Below are 18120 nucleotides of genomic sequence, written 5' to 3' on the forward strand. Positions count from 1 at the left end.
GGCGGGGAGGGCCGCGGAAGCGATGAAGGCGAAAGGGACGCCGAGGGCGTCCCTTGAGGCACCGGCGAGGTGCGGGCGCTGCGGCGGCCCGCCGACGAGCCGGATCAGGTGAGCGCGGGCTCCGCCTGGTGTGCGTCGATGCTCTCCATGCTTTCCAACATCCGGTCGCGAGAAGCGGCAGCCGCGAGCGCGTCCTTCTCCGCCTGGATCCGTACCAGCTCGGATTCCAGGTCCTGGACGCGCTGCTGCAGCCGTCGCATCTCGGCGAGGAGTCGCGGGTCGGAGCCGCCGACGTAACCGAGAAGCGCCTTTGCCATGATGGATGGTCCTCCACACTGAGTGACCGACCGAAGCGGTGGTGGGTCGTGAGGGAATCGCACCCTGATGCCCGACACTGCGGTATCAGACCGGTGACTTCATGCCGCTGTTTCCTCATGCCAAACAGCTAGGGTGCGCGGGGCTTTCAGAGTCTCACCAAAAAGTTTGACGGTCAACACGATCACGCCCCGTATCGACGGTGTCCCCGGGGCGCTCTGCGCTGACGACTTCGCGCGGCGTCTCCTTCGGGGCCCGGGGGCGTGCGGATCATCCTGGCGTGTGCGGGCTGCCGTGACAACCCTTTCGCGGCGGTCACCTGGACTTTTCCTCTCCCGCGCCGCGCCTGCGGGCCTTTGGGACGGCGGCCGCGGCGCCGCGGAGGGCCTCGTTCAGCGGATCTCGAAGCCGGTGTAGCCACCGCGGGGTGTGTCCCAAATCTCGGTCACGCCGTCCACGCGACCCGGCGTGTCCTCCCCCATGAGCCACTCCAGCAACCGCTCGCATTCCGCGCGGGGTCCTTCGGCGACGACCTGCACCCGTCCGTCCTGCAGATTGAGAGCAAAACCACTCAGTCCGCCGAGCTCCAGCGCCTTCGCGCGTGTGAACCAGCGGAAGCCCACCCGCTGTACCTTGCCGCGGACCCAGGCGACCAGACGTGCATCGTCGTTCATATGTGCACGCTAACCGAGCAAAAGTCTCACCGGACGCCCACACCCCCGGGAGCGATGCGGTAGCGTCCCCCCTCGACCGCAGCGAAACTCACCCGTACGAGTGAGTCGCGTGGACCGCAGCCCGAGAAAGGCCAGCAGAGGAATGGGACGCCACCGACGCTCCGCCGCCGGCCGCAAGGGCAGCGGCGGCACCCCTCGCGCCACCGGCGCCGCCCCGGACGCCGCCGGGCCCCAGCAGGGCCACGAGCAGCAGTACCGGGCGACGCACGACTCCTACGGCTCCTACCCCCAGGGCTCCAACAGCCCCTACGGCTACGGCGGACCCCAGGGGTACGGCGGGCAGCACGGCTACGAGGGGCCCCACCGGTACGACGGCGGCCACGACGGCCACGACCAGCACCGTGGCACCGGCCGCTCGGCGGGCGGGGACCCCTACGCGCGCAGCCACGCCTACCTGTTCGGCACGGAGGAGCCCGCGGGCCCGGCCGGCGCCCGCCAGGACGCCCCGACCACCGCGCTGCCCGCGCAGCGCCCCGCCCCGTCGGGCCCCTCGGGCCACCGGGCGAAGGGAAGGCGGACCCGTCACCCGGTGCGCACCGGGCTGCTGGGCGTCTCCGCGGCGCTGGCGATCGGTGTGGTCGCGGCCGCCACGGGCATGGTGCCGGGACTGGACACCTACCGGCTGGGCGGCGACGGCGCGATCCGCGCGTTCGACGGCCCGGACAACGCCGAGACCCAGCAGGGCGGTGCGGGCGGCCGGGTCGACCCGGGCGCCGCCTCCGGCGGGGCCGGCACCGGTTCGGCGAAGCCCTCGCCGACCGCGTCCCCCTCCGCCTCGAAGGAGAAGAAGGAGAAGGCCGAGCCCTCTCCTGAGCCCACCGCCGAGAAGACCACCGAACCCGAGAAGCCGGCGCCCACCACCAAGACGCCGGAGCCCCGCAAGCCGGCGTCCGGCGGCAGCGCGGACCTCTCGCAGGAGGACGCCGCCCGGGCGCGGGTCCTGCAGCTGGTCAACCAGGAGCGGGCCTCCGCCGGGTGCAGCCCGGTCAAGGCCGACAGCGGGCTCACCGACCTGGCCGACGACTTCAGCCGGGCCATGGCCGAGCAGGACTTCTTCGACCACACCGACCCCAGCGGCGCCACGCCGTGGGACCGCGCCGCGGCGGCCGGCGTCGACAACCTGGGCGGCGAGAACATAGCCCGCGGCCAGGCGGACGCGGCGGCGGTGATGGACGCCTGGATGAACAGCGAAGGCCACCGGGCGAACATACTGAACTGCGACTTCAAGACCCTCGGCGTCGGCGTCCACTTCGCCTCCGGCGGCCCCTGGTGGACCCAGGACTTCGGCTACTGAGACACCTGCGGGTCAGGAGGTCATGCCCTGGCCGCCTCCAGTCCCTGGGGGATGCCGGGTGGTGGCCGTCGAGGCGGACGGACCGTACAGCGGCGCCGCTCCGCCGGCCTCGCGTGCGAGCGCAGGCTAATCGGTCACGCGCGTATAGGTGAGGAAGAGCGCTCCGCTCTTCAGGGGGACGTGATCCGTGAGTTCCCAGCGGCGCGGTGCGAAAGTGGACTTCTGCGAGAAGAGCGGAATTCCGGCACCGACGGTCAGCGCTCCCACCTTGAGGATCAGCTGGTCGATCTCCGAATACAGGGAATTGGCCAGTTCCGCGCCACCGATCAGCCAGATGTCCTTGCCGTCCTCCTGCTTCAGCTCTCGCACCTTCGCCACCGGATCGTCGGCCACCAGCTCGACGGCGGGGTCGGGGCTCTCGGACAGGGTCCGCGAGAAGACGAGATGCCGCAGGTGGGGATAGGCGTCGGTGATCCCGGCCGCGAGGCCGATCTCGTAACTGCGTCGCCCTTCGAGGACGGTGTCGAAGCGCGTTCCCTCGGCCGTGACGGACAGTGCCGCCCGCGCCGGGGCGGGCAGCGTCTCCGGGTATTCGGACACGATGTGCTGGAGATAATCGTCAGGAATGGGCCAGAAGCCGTTCGGGCCGGTGGGATCGGCGCCGTCCGGCCCGGCGATGAAACCGTCGAGCGTGGTGGCGATGTAATAGACGAGCCTGCGCACGGATGGCCTTTCGTCGATTGGCTGCGATGTGCGGCTCGAAGCGACCACGTCGTGCGAGATTGGCGGTCCCCCGATCGCCTGGCGATCATTGCACAGCCCGTCGGGAGATTCCGAGGGTTTCGCAGGGGGACGACCGTCAGTCGAGCCACACGAGCATGGCGTCGTCCGCCGCCGCGGCGGCCTCGAAGAACCGCGTCAGGCCGTCGTACCAGTGACGCCCCCACTCGAGCGCTCCGGGCTCGTGCCATCCGAGGGGGTACACGCCGGTCAGCGGATAGACCTCGGCCTCGGTCAGGTCGGCGGGGTCCACGCCGCTCACGAGTTGGTCGTAGGTGGTGGCCCGCAGCTGCGCCGCCGCGTACCGCACCCGCTCCGCCGGCAGGTACCTCGGCGGTCCGTACCCCCAGTCCTCGTCCTCGGCGAACGGCTCCTCGCCGTGGACGACGTCCACCGGGAAGTCGGCACGCTCGAGGAGGAAGCCCAGCAGGTTCCAGGTCTTGTAGGTGCTGAAGTGACGTGCTTCCGCCGGCGCGGGTTCCGACTCCTCCTCGGCGTCCTGGACCTCCTCCGTGAGGTCGAACGCCCAGTCAGGGTCCTGTATCGCCCGGTCGAGCTCAGCCGCCGTGACGCGCAGGTACTCACCGATCATGCTCATGGGCAGAGAATCTATCCTTCGGCCCAGGGGGTGCCATGAACGATCAGGACTGGTACGACGACAGCGACCCCGAAGGCGTGGTGGCGCGGTCGGAGCGGGTGACGCGGGCGGGCTGGGCCGCGGTCGCGGGGGTTTCGGGACTGGTCGGCGCCGTCACGGCCGCGGTGGTCGTCGTCCTCGGTGTCGTCCTGGCCGTGTTCTTCGGCGGGATGCTGTACGTCGTCATGACCGTCACGCGGTAGAGGCCGGTGCGACGGTCACCTCGACGCCGCGTCCGCGGAGGAACAGCGCCAGAACCTCCATCTCGACGAGCGTGCCGAGGAGCCCGTCGGCGGCGACACGCGTGGCCTGTGCGCGTGCTTCGGCGAGGGAGAGGTCCCGCGCGTCCCGGAGGGCCTGGAGCACCGGGACCAGGCTCGGCGCCTCTCCTGACAGGCGGAGCAGCGCGGGCCCGTGGGCCCGCAGCAGGGCTTGTCGGATGTGCTCGGGCGCGACGGGACCGCTGTCCTCGTCGCACCATCCGTTCGGACAGTCGCGCACCGCCCCTCGGTGCCCCAGCGCATCCTGCCACCGTGGAAGGACTGGCCCACGTCGATGGTCGTCACGCCCCCGCACTCGCCGCACCGGCCGGTGACCGGCACTCCTTGCGTGATCAATCGGCGTCGCCCCGGCCGCGGAACCAGCCGGCGTCGTCCGCCGCGTCGGCGAAGTCGGCGAAGTCCGCGTTGGCGATGCTGAGGTTGGCGGACACCTCGGGGTACCACCGGGCCGGAACCCGGAACGTGCGGCCGGGTTCGTCGTGGAGGTCGACGGCGAGCAGCGGGAACGACGGGTCGGTCAGGGTGGCCGCGTCGGCGAGGAACACGTAGGTGAGCCTGTCGTCCTCGCCGGCGGCCGACTCCTCGTCGACCAGGTCCGGCACGGACACGTCGGTGAAGCGGGGATCGCTGACGTAGGTGGCGTGCCCCTGGCCGTCCGCGGCGTCGATCGCCGCGCGCACCGCCGCCCAGGCGGCGTCGTCGGCGAAGTCGGTGCGCAGGACCGTCGAGGCGAGGTCGTCCGGTGCGGGGAGGGGCATGCCTGCCATCCTGTCATCTGCGGGGAGTCGTCGAACGGAGGGGAAGACCTGTGAGCGGGCAGAGCGGCATCCGGCTGGTGCAGACGGTGCTGGACAGCACGGACGCCCGTGGGCTGGCGGAGTTCTACCGCTCGCTGTTGGGTCTCGTATACCGGGCGGGCGACGAGCCGCCCCCGCAGGGCGAGCCCGACGAACGCGGTGGTGACTGGCTGGTGCTGAGGACACCGGAGGGCCTGCCCCAGCTCGCCGTCCAGCAGGTCGAGCGCCTCGCCGCGCCGACCTGGCCGGACGGCCCGGTGCCGCAGCAGATGCACCTCGACCTGTGCGTGGCGTCGCGGGCGGAGCTGCACGTCCAGCACGAACGAATCCTCGCGCTCGGCGGGTGCCTGCTGGACGACCGGGAGGAGCCCGACGAGGACGACGAGGAGTCCTTCCGCGTCTACCGCGACCCGGACGGCCACCCGTTCTGCGTCTTCGTCAGCGAGACGCTTCCTCCAGGGCCGGGCGCGGCGGAGCGCCAGGACTGACGCGCCGTAACCTCAGCCGCGCCGGGCCGCGAGGTGGCCGTAGCCGCCCTCGCTCCACACGAGGCGCCGGAACTCCGCCAGCGGGAGGGGGCCGGCCTCCGCCCCGTCGGCGTCGGGGAGGTGGACGGTGCCGCAGCGCCGGCAGTACCAGCCGCGGGCCCAGATCCGCTCCGCGGCAGGGCGGCCGGCCTGCACCCGGGTGTTCTCGCGCTGCTTGCGCAGGGCCAGGACGATCAGCCGTCAGGGGCACGACAATGGTTCCCGGCCCGCCCCACCGGCGGACCCACCGGCCCGCCCGGCCTCACGCAGGCCGCGGGCCGTCACCCGGCCCGGGGCGGCCTCTGGCAGCGGGGGCAGAAGTAGCTGGACCTGTTCATCCACGGGCGGCGCCGCATCGGGGTGCCGCACCGGCGGCACGGCAGGCCCTCGCGCCCGTACGCGTCGAGCGAGCGGTCGAAGTACCCGGACTCGCCGTTCACGTTGACGTAGAGGCTGTCGAAGCTGGTGCCGCCCACGTCGAGGGCCTCGGTCATCACGTCACGCACGTGCCCGAGCAGTTCGGCCGTGCGGGGGCGGGTGAAGCCGGCCGTGGGGCGTTCGTAGTGCACGCGGGCGCGCCACAGCGCCTCGTCGGCGTAGATGTTGCCGACGCCGCTGATCAGCGACTGGTCCAGCAGTGCCCGCTTGACGGTGGTGCGGCGCCGACGCAGGGCCTGGTGGAACGCCTCGTCGTCGAAGAGCGGGTCCAGCGGGTCGCGCGCGATGTGCGCGATCACGTCGGGCAGCCCGTCGGCGTCGGTGGGGTGCAGCGAGAGCCCGCCGAAGGTGCGCTGGTCGACGAAGCGGAGCTCGGTGCCGAGGGCGTCGTCGAAGCGGACGCGGATGCGCAGGTGCTTCTCGTCGGGGGCGGCGTGCGGCTGGACCAGGAGCTGCCCGCTCATGCCGAGGTGGGCGAGGACGGCCTGGCCGGCGTCCTCCAGCGGGAGCCACATGTACTTGCCGCGGCGGCTCGGCACGCCGATCCGGTGACCGGCCAGCCGGCGGGCGAAGTCCTCCCCGCCCGCCGGGTGCCGGCGCACGGCGCGCGGGTGCAGCACCTCGACGGCGTCGACGGTGCGGTGGGCGACCCAGCGTTCCAGGCCGCGCCGGACGACCTCGACCTCGGGCAGTTCGGGCATGGCGGCTCTCCGTCTTCCCCGTGGGAGTGGGCGAGCGCCCGCCCCCGGTCGGTCGGGGACGGGCGCTCACGGACGTGCTGCGACGGACCGGACCGGACCGCGCCCAGGGCACGGCCGGACCGGACGGACGCGGATCAGGCGGACGCCTGCTCGGCGTCCGTCGTCCCGCCGTCGCGCGGGGCGGCAGCCTCTTCGGGGGCCTCCGGGGAGGCTCCGTCCGAGGCGTTGCCCGAGGAGGCGGTCGCGGCGGCGGTCGCGGCGGCGGCCTCCGCCTCGGCGCGCTCGTCCGCGGCGGCCCGGATGGCCCGCCAGGCGGACTCCGCGGCCTGCTGCTCCGCTTCCTTCTTGCTGCGGCCGGTGCCGGTGCCGTACGAGACGCCTCCGACGCGGGCGGCAGCAGTGAAGGTCTTCTCGTGGTCGGGCCCGGTCTCCGTGACCAGGTACTCGGGAACGCCGAGCCCCTCGGTCGCGGTGAGCTCCTGGAGACTGGTCTTCCAGTCCAGGCCGGCGCCCAGGTTCGAGGACTTCTCGATCAGCGGGTCGAAGAGGCGGTGCACCAGCTCCGCCGCCGCGTCCAGACCCTGGTCGAGATAGACCGCGCCGATCACCGCTTCAAGGGTGTCGGCCAGGATGGATGCCTTGTCCCGGCCGCCCGTGCCCTCTTCACCGCGGCCCAGCCGGATGAAGGAACCGAGGTCGAGCCCACGGCTCACCTCGGCCAGCGCACGCGAGTTGACCACCGCGGCCCGGAGCTTGGCCAGCTGGCCCTCCGGGAGGTCGGGGTGGACCCGGTACAGCGTGTCCGTGACCACCAGGCCGAGCACGGAGTCCCCGAGGAACTCCAGCCGCTCGTTGGTGGGCAGACCGCCGTTCTCGTACGCGTAGGAACGGTGGGTCAGTGCACGCACCAGAAGGGCGGACTCGAGCTTGTACCCGAGCCGCCCTTCCAGAAGCGTGTGGGACGAGGCCGTGTCCGCCTTCTTGGCGTTGGACATGGAGCCTCTCACCAGCCGCTCAGACCTCGAGGACCTGGCGCTTGTTGTACGTGCCGCAAGACGGGCACGCGATGTGCTGCTGCTTGGGCTCGTGGCAGCGCTCGCACGACACCAGGGTGGGGACCGCAGCCTTCCACTGCGACCGGCGGTGACGCGTGTTGCTGCGCGACATCTTCCGCTTCGGAACAGCCACGGCTACTTCTCCTGCTTCTCGTCGGCGCGTGCTGACTGAGGCGCGCCGCCGCTCATCTCGTCCTTCTCGCCGGGTTCGAGTGAACCTGCGAGTCCCTGCAGTGCCGCCCAACGGATGTCGACGGCGTCATGGTGGTGGTCCGGGTCGTCCGCCAGCCGCACCCCGCACTCGGGGCACAGACCAGGGCAGTCTTCCTGGCACACCGGCTGCATCGGCAGTGCGAGTACCACCGCGTCACGCAGCACGGGCTCGAGGTCGAACATGCCGTCCTCGAGATACAGAGTGTCCTCGTCGTCCTCGGCGTCGTCGCCGGCGTCCGCCTTGGGGCGGCCCCGGTCGTCGGCGTCAGGGTACGAGAACATCTCCTGGAAGTCCGCCACGAGCTGACGCTCGAGCGGCTCCAGACACCTTACGCACTCCCCCTCGGCCTTCGCACGGGCGGTCCCCGTGACGAGGACGCCCTCCAGGACCGACTCCAGCCGGAGCTGGAGCTCCAGCGGCCTGCCCTCCGGCACACCGATGACGTCGGCGATGCCGAGGTCACGGGGCGCGTCGACCGTCCTGGTCAGGCGCCGCAGCGCACCGGGCCGCCGCCCCAGCTCATGCGTGTCGAACACGAGAGGGTCACGGTGGTCGAGGCGGGCGTTCTGAGCCATTCCAGCCTTAGATCTGCGAGGTGAAGAGGGGGGAATCGCGCCCAGAGGGCACGACCGAAGAGCCAGGATACTGGACGTTTCGACCGGCACCCAACCGGCCCCCCTCGATCCTACGCTCCGTCGCGGGCGGCTACTGTCCGCGGCCCTGCTCGTAGGCCCGCAGCTGCTCGGGGGTGATCATGCCGGTGTCGAAGAAGCTGGTCTCGTCCAGCGCGCGGGCGGCCGGAGCGGGCTCCTGATAGCCGTAGCCCTGGTCGTAGCCCTGCTGCGGCTGCTGGGCCTGCTGCGGCTGCTGCCGGCCGTAGGCGGCGTACGGGTCCGCCTGCTGGTAGTCGTAGCCGTAGCCCTGGGAGTGCCCGCCCTGCTGGTCGTAGCCGTAGGAGGCCGCGGCCGGCTGGGGCTGCTGGTAGCCGTAGGGGTCCTGGGCAGCCTGCTGCTCGTACCCGTGCTGGTGCTGCGGCTGCTGCGGCTGCTCGTACGGCGACTGCTGGTCGTACTGCGGCTGGTGCTGCACCTGCTGCGGGAGCTGCGGCTGCGGCCGCTCGGGGCGCCGCTCCGGGGCCTGGGCGGCGTCCGCGAGGCCCGCCAGGAAGTCCTCGTCGCTCTCGTGGGCGAGCGGCATGCCGTCATCGCCCAGCGGCAGGTCGGCCAGCGCGTCGGAGGCGATCCGGCCCTGCAGCTTGTCCCGGCCGCGGCCGACCGCCTCCAGCGTCTTGGCGAGCACCGCCTCGAAGGCGCCCAGCTTGAGATCGACGTAGCTGTCGGCGTCGCGGCGCAGGGTCTCGGGGTCGTGGCTGCGCTCGGGGGCGTCCTCGTCCTCGTAGCCGTTCTCGTCCAGGCCGGGGCCGGTGCCGAGCAGCTTCTCGCGGCCGCGGCCCACCGAGCCCAGGGTCTTGGTCAGGACGACCTCGAAGTTGGCGAGCTTGGAGTCGACGTAGTCGTCGGCCTCGGCCCGGATCTCCTCGGCCTCGGCGCGCGCCTCGGTGAGGATGCGGTCGGCCTCCTGCTGGGCCTGGTGGGCGATCTCGGTGCCCGAGATGAGGGAGGCACGCTCGGCGTGGGCGCCCTCGACGATCCGCTCGGCCTCCTCGCGGGCCTGCTGGACCATCGTCTCGCGGCCGCCGATCAGCTCCTGGGCCTGGGCCAGGGAGCCGGGCAGAGCGTCCCTGACCTCTTCCAGCAGGGCGAGGAGTTCGGCGCGGTTGACCACGCACGAGGCCGACATCGGCATCGACCTGGCACCCGACACCATGCCGACGATCTCGTCGAGCTTGTTCTGCACGTCCACCTGGACTCGCCACTCTCTACAGCTGGTTGGAGACGGACGGGACGACTGTACGGCGACCGCCGCCCGTCCGGCACGATGGGCGGGACGTCGCTGCGTCCCCGGCGCGTCGGCGCCGTGCGGATCACTTCCCGCGCAGCCGCCCGGCCAGCGCCGTCAGGACGGTCGGCGGCACCAGGTGGGCGACGTCGCCGCCCCAGGCCGCGACCTCCTTGACCAGCGAGGAGGACAGGAAGCTGTACGTGGGGTTGGTGGGGACGAAGAGCGTCTCCACCCCGGAGAGGCCGTTGTTCATCTGGGCCATCTGCAGCTCGTAGTCGAAGTCGCTGACCGCGCGCAGTCCCTTGACGATGGCGGGGATGTCGCGCTGCTTGCAGAAGTCGACCAGCAGGCCGTGGTGGGACTCGACGATCACGTTGGGGCAGTCGGAGGTCACCTCGCGGATCAGCTCCATCCGCTCGTCGACGGTGAACAGGCCCGACTTGTTCTGGTTGATCATCACGGCCACGTAGACCTCGTCGTACAGGCGGGAGGCCCGGGCGATGATGTCGAGGTGTCCGTTGGTGATGGGGTCGAACGACCCGGGACAGACGGCGCGGCGCACGTGGGATCCCTCGCTCTCCGGTCCGGTCATGGCGCGTCCTCGCTGGTGGAGGCGGCGTGACCGTACCAAAAGGTGCCTTCTCCGTAACGGCGGGACCTCAACGGTTCGAAACCGTGCGGCCAGCTGAATTCGCCGCCTCTGGTGCTGCGCTCCACGGTGACGAGCGCCTCGTCGGCGAGCCAGCCTCCGGAGCGGAGTGTGAGGAGAATCTCCCGGAGATCGTCGTCGGTGACCGCGTACGGCGGGTCGAGGAAGACGAGGTCGTAGGGGGCGCCCGGCGGCGGTCCCTGGATCACCTGCTCCGCCTTGGCGTTGCGGACCTCGGCGCCGGGCAGGCCGAGCGAGCGGACGTTCTCCCGCACCGTGCGGGCGGCCCGGTTGTCGGCCTCCACCAGCAGGGCGTGCGCGGCGCCGCGGCTGAGCGCCTCCAGGCCGACCGCGCCGGAACCGGCGTACAGGTCCAGGACGCGCTCGCCCTCCAGGGGGCCGCCGAGCAGCGCCTCCCAGGTGGACAGCAGGCCCTCACGCGCCCGCTCGGAGGTGGGACGGGTGCCGTTGCCCGGGGGGACGGCCAGCCGGCGCCCTCCCGCGGTCCCGGCGATCACGCGGCTCATCTGCTGCTCAGGTCCTCTTCGCGGTCCGACGGTGGATGTGACGATCGGTCCCCAGTCTCTCAGCCCTTCTCCAGGTACTGCTCGCGGTCCTCGTCGAGGAGGGCGTCGAGGGCGGCGCGCAGCCCCGGGTGGGCCGCGAGGTCGGGGTCCTCGGCGACGGTGGCGGCGGCCTCCTCGCGGGCCTGGGCGATGACCTCCTCGTCCTCGATGACGGCGAGGACCCGCAGCGAGGAGCGGGCCCCGGACTGGGCCTGGCCGAGCACGTCGCCCTCACGGCGCTGCTCCAGGTCGATCCGGGAGAGCTCGAAGCCGTCGAGGGTGGAGGCGACCGCGCCCAGCCGCTGCCGGGCGGGGCTGGCCTCGGGGGCGTCGGTGACCAGCAGGCACAGGCCGGGCGCGGAGCCGCGGCCGACCCGGCCGCGCAGCTGGTGCAGCTGGGAGACGCCGAAGCGGTCGGCGTCCATGATCACCATGGCGGTGGCGTTGGGGACGTTCACGCCGACCTCGATGACCGTGGTGGCGACCAGGACGTGCGTCCCGCCGGCGGCGAAGCGGCGCATCACGGCGTCCTTGTCGTCCGGGTGCATCCTGCCGTGCAGCACCTCCACCTGCAGTCCGGCAAGGGGACCCTTCGCGAGCTGTTCGGCGACCTCCAGGACGGCCAGCGGCGGCCGCTTGTCGGCGGTCTCGGCCTCCTCCTTCTTCCGCCGGCTCTTCGGGTCGTCCTCCTCGTCGCCGATGCGCGGGCAGACCACGTAGGCCTGGTGGCCGTTCTCCACCTCCTCGCGGACCCGCTCCCAGGCGCGGGCCAGGAAGTGCGGCTTGTCGGCGGCGGGCACCACGTGGCTGGCGATCGGCGAGCGTCCGGCGGGCAGCTGGTCCAGGACGGAGGTCTCCAGGTCGCCGAAGACCGTCATCGCCACCGTGCGGGGGATCGGGGTGGCCGTCATCACCAGCAGGTGGGGCGGCTGCTTGCCCTTGCCGCGCAGCGCGTCGCGCTGCTCCACGCCGAAGCGGTGCTGTTCGTCGACCACGACCAGTCCGAGGTCGTGGAACTGCACCTTGTCCTCGATCAGGGCGTGGGTGCCGATGACCAGGCCGGCCTCGCCGGTGGCCAGGTCGAGCAGGGCCTGGCGGCGGGCGGCAGCGCCCATGGAGCCGGTGAGCAGCACGACCTTGGTGGCGTGCTCGGCGCCGCCCAGCATGCCGCCCTGGGCGAGGTCGCCCATCATCTCGGTGACCGAGCGGTGGTGCTGCTGGGCGAGCACCTCGGTGGGCGCGAGCATCGCGGCCTGTCCCCCGGCGTCGACCACGGCGAGCATGGCCCGCAGCGCCACCATCGTCTTGCCCGACCCGACCTCGCCCTGGAGGAGGCGGTGCATGGGGTGTTCGGCGGCGAGGTCGTCGAAGATCTTCTTCGAGACCTTCCGCTGGCCCTCGGTGAGGGTGAACGGGAGGCGGTCGTCGAAGGCGGCGAGGATGCCGTCCGGGGTGGGCCTGCGGGGCACGGCGGGCAGCTGGGCGTCGGCGTGGCGGCGGCGGGCGAGGGCGACCTGGAGGACGAAGGCCTCGTCCCACTTGAGGCGGGAGCGGGCGTCCTCCACGTCGGCCGGGGTCTGCGGCCGGTGGATCTTGAGCAGGGCCTCGGGCAGCGGGACCAGACCGCGGCCCTCGCGGAGGGTGTCCGGGAGCGGGTCGACGGCCTCCTGGGCGCTGGGCAGTACCGTCTGGACGGCCTTGGCGAGCTTCCAGGACTCCAGCTTGGCGGTGGCGGGGTAGATCGGGATGAGCGCCCCGGCCCAGCTGTCGACCGTCTCGGCGGCGTCCTCGCCCCGCAGCAACTCGTACGCCGGATGGGCCAGTTGGAGCCGGCGGTTGAACATGGAGACCTTGCCGGCGAACAGCGCGCGGGTGCCGGGGAGCAGGTCCTTGTGCGGCTTGTGGACGCCGTTGCCGAAGAACACCAGCTGCAGGCGGCCGCTGCCGTCGGTGATGGTGACCTCCAGGCGCTGCCCCTTGCCGCGGGGTGCCCGGCTGGAGGCGAAGGTGTGCAGCCGCGCGTCGGCGACCTGGGCGACCACGGTGACGTGCTCGTCCATGGGGAGTTCGGCGAGCCGGGTGAGGCGGCCGCGCTCCTCGTACCGCCGCGGGTAGTGGTGCAGCAGGTCACCGACCGTGTGCAGGCCGAGGTTCTCGGCCATCACCTTCGCGGTGGCGGGGCCGAGCACCTTCTTCAGGGGTTCTTCCAGTGCGGGCACGCACCCATTCCACACCACGGGTGCGACAGCCCTGCGGAATGGCTGTGGAAACTCCTGGTCAGGTGTGTTCTTCAGCTTCTAGGATGGCGCGTCCGGCCACCACTGACCCGCGGTCCACCGCCCCATACGGTGCCGCCCGACCCCGCGCCGACCTCGCACCTCCCCCACCGGCGCCGTGACGATGGACTCCCAGACCTCGAAGCCGTCCCAGCCCGCACCCACCGCCCCGCACTCCTTCCAGGTCGACCTGCGCGGTCTGGTGGATCTGCTCTCCCACCACCTGTACTCCAGCCCGAAGGTCTACCTGCGCGAGCTGCTGCAGAACGCGGTGGACGCCGTCACCGCGCGGCGCGCGGAGGATCCGGACGCCCCGGCCCGCGTGCGGCTGCACGCCCGGGGCGGGACGCTGCGGGTGGAGGACACCGGCGTCGGCCTCACCGAGGAGGACGTCCACAACCTGCTGGCGACCATCGGCCGCAGCTCCAAGCGCGGCGACGCGGCCTCCCTGGAGTCGGCGCGCTCGGGGTTCCTCGGGCAGTTCGGCATCGGTCTGCTGGCCTGCTTCCTGGTCGCCGAGGAGATCCGGGTGGTCAGCCGCAGCGCCCGGACGCCCGATGCGCCGCCGGTGGAGTGGCTGGCCACCGACGACGGCTCGTACACGGTGCGCACGCTGCCCGACGACGCCCGCGCCGAGCCCGGCACCACGGTGCACCTGCGGGCGCGCGCCGGGGCGGGGCAGTGGCTGGAGGAGGAGCGGGTGCTGAAGCTGGCCCGCGACTTCGGCTCGCTGCTGCCGTACGACGTGCGGGTGAACGACGAGGCGGTCACCGACCTGCCGGCGCCCTGGGACCGGTCGTACCAGAGCCCGACGACCCGGCGGGTGGCGCTGGCGCGGCACTGCCGTGACCTGTTCGGCTTCACCCCGCTGGACTCGATCGACCTGGACGTGCCGGTGGCCGGGGTGCGCGGCGTGGCGTACGTGCTGCCGGCCGCGGTCAGCCCGGCGCAGCGGGCCGGTCACCGCGTGCACCTCAAGGGCATGCTGCTGACCGACCGGGCCGACGAACTGCTGCCGGACTGGGCGTTCTTCGTGCGGTGCGTCCTGGACACGGACACCCTGCGGCCCACCGCCTCACGGGAGTCGCTGTACGAGGACGAGACGCTGGCGGCGGTGCGGGAGGCGCTGGGCGAGCGGATCCGGTCGTGGCTGACGGGGCTGGCGGCGGGCGACCCGGACCGGCTGACGGCGTTCCTGGCCGTGCACCACCTGGGTGTGAAGGCGCTGGCCCGGCACGACTCCGAGATGCTGCGCGTGATGCTGCCCTGGCTGCCGTTCGAGACCACGGACGGGCAGCTGTCGCTGGAGGAGTTCGCCCAGCGGCACAAGATCGTGCACTACACGCGGACCGTGGAGGAGTACCGGCAGGTCTCCGCGATCGCCTCGGCGCAGGGCGTCGGCGTGGTCAACGGCGGCTACACCTACGACACCGAGCTGGTGGAGGCGCTGCCGACGGTGCGGCCGGGGTCGGTGGTCGCCGAGCTGGACGCGGACGTGGTGACGGCCCACCTGGACTCGGTGGACCCGTCGGTGGAGCTGGCGCTGCAGCCGTTCCTGGCGGCGGCCCGGACCCGGCTGGACGCCCTGGGCTGCGACGTGGTGCTGCGGGCCTTCCACCCGATGACGGTGCCCGCGCTCCACCTGGACGACCGCTCCGCCCGCCACGAGCAGGCGCGGGCGGAGGCCGAGGAGCAGGCCGACGACCTGTGGTCGGGCATCCTCGGCTCGCTGCGGGGCGGGGCGCCGCGCGCCCGCCTGGTGCTCAACCATCTCAACCCGCTGATCCGGCGCCTGGGTTCACTGACGGACCCGGAGCTGGTCGGTACGGCGACGGAGTCCCTGTACGGTCAGGCGCTGCTCATGGCGCAGCGGCCGCTGCGGCCCGCGGACACCGCGCTGCTCAACCGTGCGTTCCTCGGCCTGCTGGAGTGGGCCACGCACGGCGATGCCACGCACGGCGACCCTGAGGAGGACGTCCGTTGACTTCCGTCACCGGCCTGGACGAGCTGCGCCGCGCGATCGCGGAGAACGGCGAGCGGCCCGAGGGCCCGGCGCGCAACGCGCGGGCCGAGCAACTGCTGGCGGACGCCGAGTCGCTCGGCATACCGCTGGCCGTGATCGAGGCACTGGGCCACCAGCTGACCGTCTACAACTACAGCTCGGAGAAGGACAAGGCGTTCGTGCCGTTCGCCCGGCTGCTGCGGATGTGGGACGAGCGGCCGGAGGACTTCGACGCGTACGAGACGCACTCGCTGTTCTGGCGCTTCAAGTGGATGTCGACGGGGATGCTGGGGCAGCCGCACATCCCGCTGGACGCCATGGAGAACTGGCTGGAGGAGATGGAGCGCCGCTACCGGCTGGCGGGCCACTCCGAGCGGGCCGTGCGGTCCTGCGAGTTCCACGTCGCCAGTCACGTCGGCGACCTGGAGCGGGCGGAGCGCGCCTACCGGGCGTGGATGGCGGCGGACCGGGACCGGATGGCCGACTGCTACGCCTGCGAGCTGCAGGGGCAGGGCTGGTGGCAGGTGACGGGCGGCCACGACGCGGAGGCGCTGGAGGTGTGGGGTCCGGTCCTGGAGGGCCGCTTCACCTGCGCCCACGAGCCGCACAACGTGCTGGCGTCCTCGCTGCTGCCGCTGCTGCGGCTGGGCCGGCTCGACGAGGCGAAGGCGAACCACCTGCGCGGTTTCCGCCTGGTGCGGGCGACGGAGAGCATGCGGTCCTCCTACGCCGAGCACGTGGAGTTCTGCGCGCTCACCGGCAACGAGGCGCGGGCGCTGGAGCTGCTGGCGCAGCGGCCGGCGTACTTCACCGACGACGGGCACCCGTCGAGCAAGAAGGACTACCTGGCGGTGACCGCGCTGGTCATGGACCGGCTGGTGGCGCTGGACATGGGCGCGAGACAGGTGCCGGGGCCGGCCGGCCGTGACTGGACGGCCGCTGAGCTCGCCGCGCACGCGCGGGCGGAGGCGCTGTCGCTGGCGGAGGCCTTCGACCGGCGCAACGGCACCTCGTACGTGAGCGACCGGGTGCGTGAGCGGATGGCGCGCGAGCCGCTGGTGGAGCGCCTGCCGCTGGGCGTACGGGTCTCCGTCGCCACGGTGGCGCCGCGGCCGGCGGCGGGGGCGTCCGCCTCCGGGGCGGCCCCGGACCAGCGGCTCGGCCTGGCGGAGCTGCTCGCCGAGGCGCGGCGGCGGTCGGAGGCGCTGTTGCCGAGCGCGGTGGACGCCTGGGAGGCGGTGGAACGGGCCGCCGCGGGCTCGGGCGTGACCGGTGCGGCGGGCGTGGCAGGCACGGGCGTGACCGGTGCGGCGGGTGCCGGTGCCGCGGGTGCGGGCGTGAGCGCCACCGCGGGCGGGACCGGTGCCGCGGGCTCCGCGGACGACGTGGTGCTCACCGCGCGGGACCGCGCGGAGATCGCCGAGCACCGGGCGATGGCCCTGGGCCCCGACGGCCTGGACCTGTTCGCCACCGCGGCCACGCTGTACGCCGAGGCGGGCGACCTGGGCGAGGCGCTGGCGGCGCGGGCCCGCGGGGTGTACGCGCGGACGCTGTCCGGCAAGCTCGACGGGGCCCTGGAGGACGTCACCGCCCCGTACCGGCAGTGCCTGGCGCTGTTCGCGGCCGGGGACACCGGGGTGCGGCAGACCGCCTCCGTGCTGATGGCCCGGGCCCGGGTGCTGCTGCGGCTCGCCCAGGGCGCGGACGGGCAGGAGCCCGACCCGGCGGCGGAGGCCGAGGCCGCGGAAGGGACCCGGGAGGCGGCCCGCGAGGTGCTGGCCTTCGTCGCGGAGCACGCCCCGGGCGCCGAGGACCCGCACCTGGTCTCCCGGACCGCCGAGGCGCACGCGATGCTCGGCGACCTGGCCGGGTCCCCCGAGGAGGCGGTGCCCGAACTGACGCTTGCGGTACGGCAGTTCCTGGAGGCCGGGCTGCCCTGGTACGCGGTGGAGTACGAGTCGCGGCTGGCCGCGATCGCCCACCACCTGGACGACCCGGAGACGGCGGCGCTGCACCTGCGGGCCGCGCTGGAGCACGGCGGGGACGCGCTGCCGCCGGCCGGGCACGCCCATCTCCACCTGCAGCTGTGCGAGGTGCTGACCGAGTGCGCGGACGGCGGCGCGGGGGTGGCCGAGGCCGCCGACCACGCGCTGGAGGCCGCGCACTGGGCCGACGAGTCCGGTCAGGGCGCCACGCTGGGCGCCTACGCGCGGCACCGCCTCGGCGGCCTGCTGCACCGGCAGCGGCGCTGGGCGGAGGCGGCGGAGGTGATGGAGTCCACGCTGCCGGACCTGTCGCCCGAGACGCACGGCGACGGCGTGGTGGTGCAGACCCTGTGGTGGCTGGGCGACTGCCTGGCCGCCCTCGGCGACCACCGGGACGCCGCCGAGCGCCGGCTGCAGGCTGCCGAGCTGGCCGCGCACTGGCCGGAGCAGCAGGACCACGCGACGCTGGCGCACCTCGCCGCGGAGTCGCTGTCGCGCGCCGAGCTCCCGTCCGAGGCGCACGCCGCGTACGCGCGGGCCGGGGAGCTCTGGCGTGGGCTGGGCGACCTGCCGGGGCAGGTCCGGGCGCTGCGGGCGCGGGCGTGGCTGGCGGCCGAGGACGACGTTCCCGCGGCGCGAGCGCTGATGGAGCAGGCGCTGCAGGCGTGCCGGGAGGCGGTCGCCGTCGCCGAGGAGGACGCCGAGCTGCTGCCCGCTGCGGCGGAGCTCGCGGGCACCCACCATCAGTTCGGCGGGCTGCTCGCCGACCACGAGGGGCCGTCGGAGGAGGCGCACGAACACCTCGCGGAGGCCGCGTCGGGGTTCGCGGCCCTCGGGGAGGTCGCCCGGGCCGCCCACGCGGACGCCCTCCTCACCCTGGGGCGGCTGGAGTCCGCCCTCGGCCGGCCCGCCGAGGCGGCCGGCCGGGCCCGCGAGGTCCTCGCCGCCTGCGACGCGGACCCCGACC

20 protein-coding genes are annotated in these 18120 nt (G+C 73.1%); 5 read left to right on the plus strand and 15 right to left on the minus strand.

Annotated elements, in window-relative coordinates; translation table 11 throughout:
* Positions 1 to 104: 104 nt before the first annotated feature.
* Positions 105 to 317 carry a hypothetical protein gene (locus tag ACOV8S_RS13270; protein WP_108954195.1) on the minus strand — a complete coding sequence of 71 codons (213 nt, stop codon included), beginning with the start codon at positions 315 to 317 and terminating at the stop codon, positions 105 to 107.
* Between the two features lie 390 nt (positions 318 to 707).
* Positions 708 to 989 (minus strand): acylphosphatase, encoded by a 282-nt coding sequence (locus tag ACOV8S_RS13275; protein WP_448318028.1) that lies wholly within the window; start codon positions 987 to 989, stop codon positions 708 to 710.
* A gap of 142 nt (positions 990 to 1131) precedes the next feature.
* Between ACOV8S_RS13275 and ACOV8S_RS13280 the strand changes: the two genes are divergently transcribed.
* The gene (locus ACOV8S_RS13280) at positions 1132 to 2343 is read left to right on the plus strand and encodes a CAP domain-containing protein (RefSeq protein ID WP_448318029.1); all 1212 of its coding nucleotides are present in this window, start codon (positions 1132 to 1134) and stop codon (positions 2341 to 2343) included.
* Positions 2344 to 2469: 126 nt separating this feature from the next.
* Here the strand turns inward: ACOV8S_RS13280 and ACOV8S_RS13285 are convergent, their stop codons facing one another.
* Both ACOV8S_RS13285 and ACOV8S_RS13290 read right to left on the minus strand, forming a co-directional pair.
* Positions 2470 to 3066, minus strand: coding sequence for a dihydrofolate reductase family protein (locus tag ACOV8S_RS13285; protein WP_448318030.1), 597 nt, complete (start codon positions 3064 to 3066; stop codon positions 2470 to 2472).
* Between the two features lie 136 nt (positions 3067 to 3202).
* Entirely contained in the window at positions 3203 to 3721 is a 519-nt protein-coding gene (locus ACOV8S_RS13290; RefSeq protein WP_448318031.1) for a YfbM family protein, read from the minus strand.
* Positions 3722 to 3756: 35 nt separating this feature from the next.
* Between ACOV8S_RS13290 and ACOV8S_RS13295 the strand changes: the two genes are divergently transcribed.
* Positions 3757 to 3963 (plus strand): hypothetical protein, encoded by a 207-nt coding sequence (locus ACOV8S_RS13295; protein ID WP_448318032.1) that lies wholly within the window; start codon positions 3757 to 3759, stop codon positions 3961 to 3963.
* Here the strand turns inward: ACOV8S_RS13295 and ACOV8S_RS13300 are convergent.
* Positions 3953 to 4126: a hypothetical protein gene (locus ACOV8S_RS13300; protein ID WP_448318034.1), complete on the minus strand. Its 174-nt coding sequence runs from the start codon at positions 4124 to 4126 to the stop codon at positions 3953 to 3955. The genes ACOV8S_RS13295 and ACOV8S_RS13300 overlap by 11 nt on opposite strands.
* Positions 4127 to 4373: 247 nt before the next feature.
* Positions 4374 to 4799 carry a DUF6924 domain-containing protein gene (locus ACOV8S_RS13305; RefSeq protein ID WP_448318035.1) on the minus strand — a complete coding sequence of 142 codons (426 nt, stop codon included), beginning with the start codon at positions 4797 to 4799 and terminating at the stop codon, positions 4374 to 4376.
* 50 nt (positions 4800 to 4849) lie between these two features.
* On the opposite strand from ACOV8S_RS13305, the gene ACOV8S_RS13310 reads away from it, so the two are divergent.
* Complete coding sequence (locus ACOV8S_RS13310) at positions 4850 to 5326, plus strand: VOC family protein (protein ID WP_448318036.1); 477 nt, start codon at positions 4850 to 4852, stop codon at positions 5324 to 5326.
* A gap of 12 nt (positions 5327 to 5338) precedes the next feature.
* Here the strand turns inward: ACOV8S_RS13310 and ACOV8S_RS13315 are convergent, their stop codons facing one another.
* From ACOV8S_RS13315 to recG, 9 genes are all read right to left on the minus strand, one after another.
* Positions 5339 to 5521 (minus strand): hypothetical protein, encoded by a 183-nt coding sequence (locus ACOV8S_RS13315; RefSeq protein ID WP_448318037.1) that lies wholly within the window; start codon positions 5519 to 5521, stop codon positions 5339 to 5341.
* A 125-nt stretch (positions 5522 to 5646) separates the two neighbouring features.
* Positions 5647 to 6504, minus strand: a complete 858-nt coding sequence (gene mutM, locus ACOV8S_RS13320; RefSeq protein WP_448318038.1) for a bifunctional DNA-formamidopyrimidine glycosylase/DNA-(apurinic or apyrimidinic site) lyase — start codon at positions 6502 to 6504, stop codon at positions 5647 to 5649.
* A gap of 134 nt (positions 6505 to 6638) precedes the next feature.
* Complete coding sequence (rnc, locus tag ACOV8S_RS13325; RefSeq protein ID WP_448318040.1) at positions 6639 to 7499, minus strand: ribonuclease III; 861 nt, start codon at positions 7497 to 7499, stop codon at positions 6639 to 6641.
* A 19-nt stretch (positions 7500 to 7518) separates the two neighbouring features.
* Positions 7519 to 7692, minus strand: coding sequence for a 50S ribosomal protein L32 (rpmF, locus tag ACOV8S_RS13330; RefSeq protein WP_052859918.1), 174 nt, complete (start codon positions 7690 to 7692; stop codon positions 7519 to 7521).
* A gap of 2 nt (positions 7693 to 7694) precedes the next feature.
* Positions 7695 to 8348: a YceD family protein gene (locus tag ACOV8S_RS13335; protein ID WP_351112073.1), complete on the minus strand. Its 654-nt coding sequence runs from the start codon at positions 8346 to 8348 to the stop codon at positions 7695 to 7697.
* A 130-nt stretch (positions 8349 to 8478) separates the two neighbouring features.
* Positions 8479 to 9636 carry a cell division initiation protein gene (locus ACOV8S_RS13340; protein WP_448318041.1) on the minus strand — a complete coding sequence of 386 codons (1158 nt, stop codon included), beginning with the start codon at positions 9634 to 9636 and terminating at the stop codon, positions 8479 to 8481.
* Between the two features lie 121 nt (positions 9637 to 9757).
* The gene (coaD, locus tag ACOV8S_RS13345; RefSeq protein WP_448318042.1) at positions 9758 to 10267 is read right to left on the minus strand and encodes a pantetheine-phosphate adenylyltransferase; all 510 of its coding nucleotides are present in this window, start codon (positions 10265 to 10267) and stop codon (positions 9758 to 9760) included.
* Positions 10264 to 10851: a 16S rRNA (guanine(966)-N(2))-methyltransferase RsmD gene (gene rsmD, locus ACOV8S_RS13350; protein WP_448318043.1), complete on the minus strand. Its 588-nt coding sequence runs from the start codon at positions 10849 to 10851 to the stop codon at positions 10264 to 10266. The genes coaD and rsmD overlap by 4 nt, the downstream gene beginning before the upstream one ends.
* Positions 10852 to 10910: 59 nt before the next feature.
* Entirely contained in the window at positions 10911 to 13109 is a 2199-nt protein-coding gene (gene recG, locus ACOV8S_RS13355; RefSeq protein WP_448318044.1) for an ATP-dependent DNA helicase RecG, read from the minus strand.
* Positions 13110 to 13290: 181 nt separating this feature from the next.
* Between recG and ACOV8S_RS13360 the strand changes: the two genes are divergently transcribed.
* Both ACOV8S_RS13360 and ACOV8S_RS13365 read left to right on the plus strand, forming a co-directional pair.
* A complete protein-coding gene (locus ACOV8S_RS13360; protein ID WP_448318847.1) occupies positions 13291 to 15150 on the plus strand; it encodes an HSP90 family protein in 1860 nt (619 codons plus the stop codon).
* On the plus strand, positions 15147 to 18120 hold a 2974-nt coding region (locus ACOV8S_RS13365; protein ID WP_448318046.1), incomplete at its 3' end, for a tetratricopeptide repeat protein. The genes ACOV8S_RS13360 and ACOV8S_RS13365, both read left to right, overlap by 4 nt.

Source organism: Streptomyces sp. CO7, from assembly GCF_053474865.1.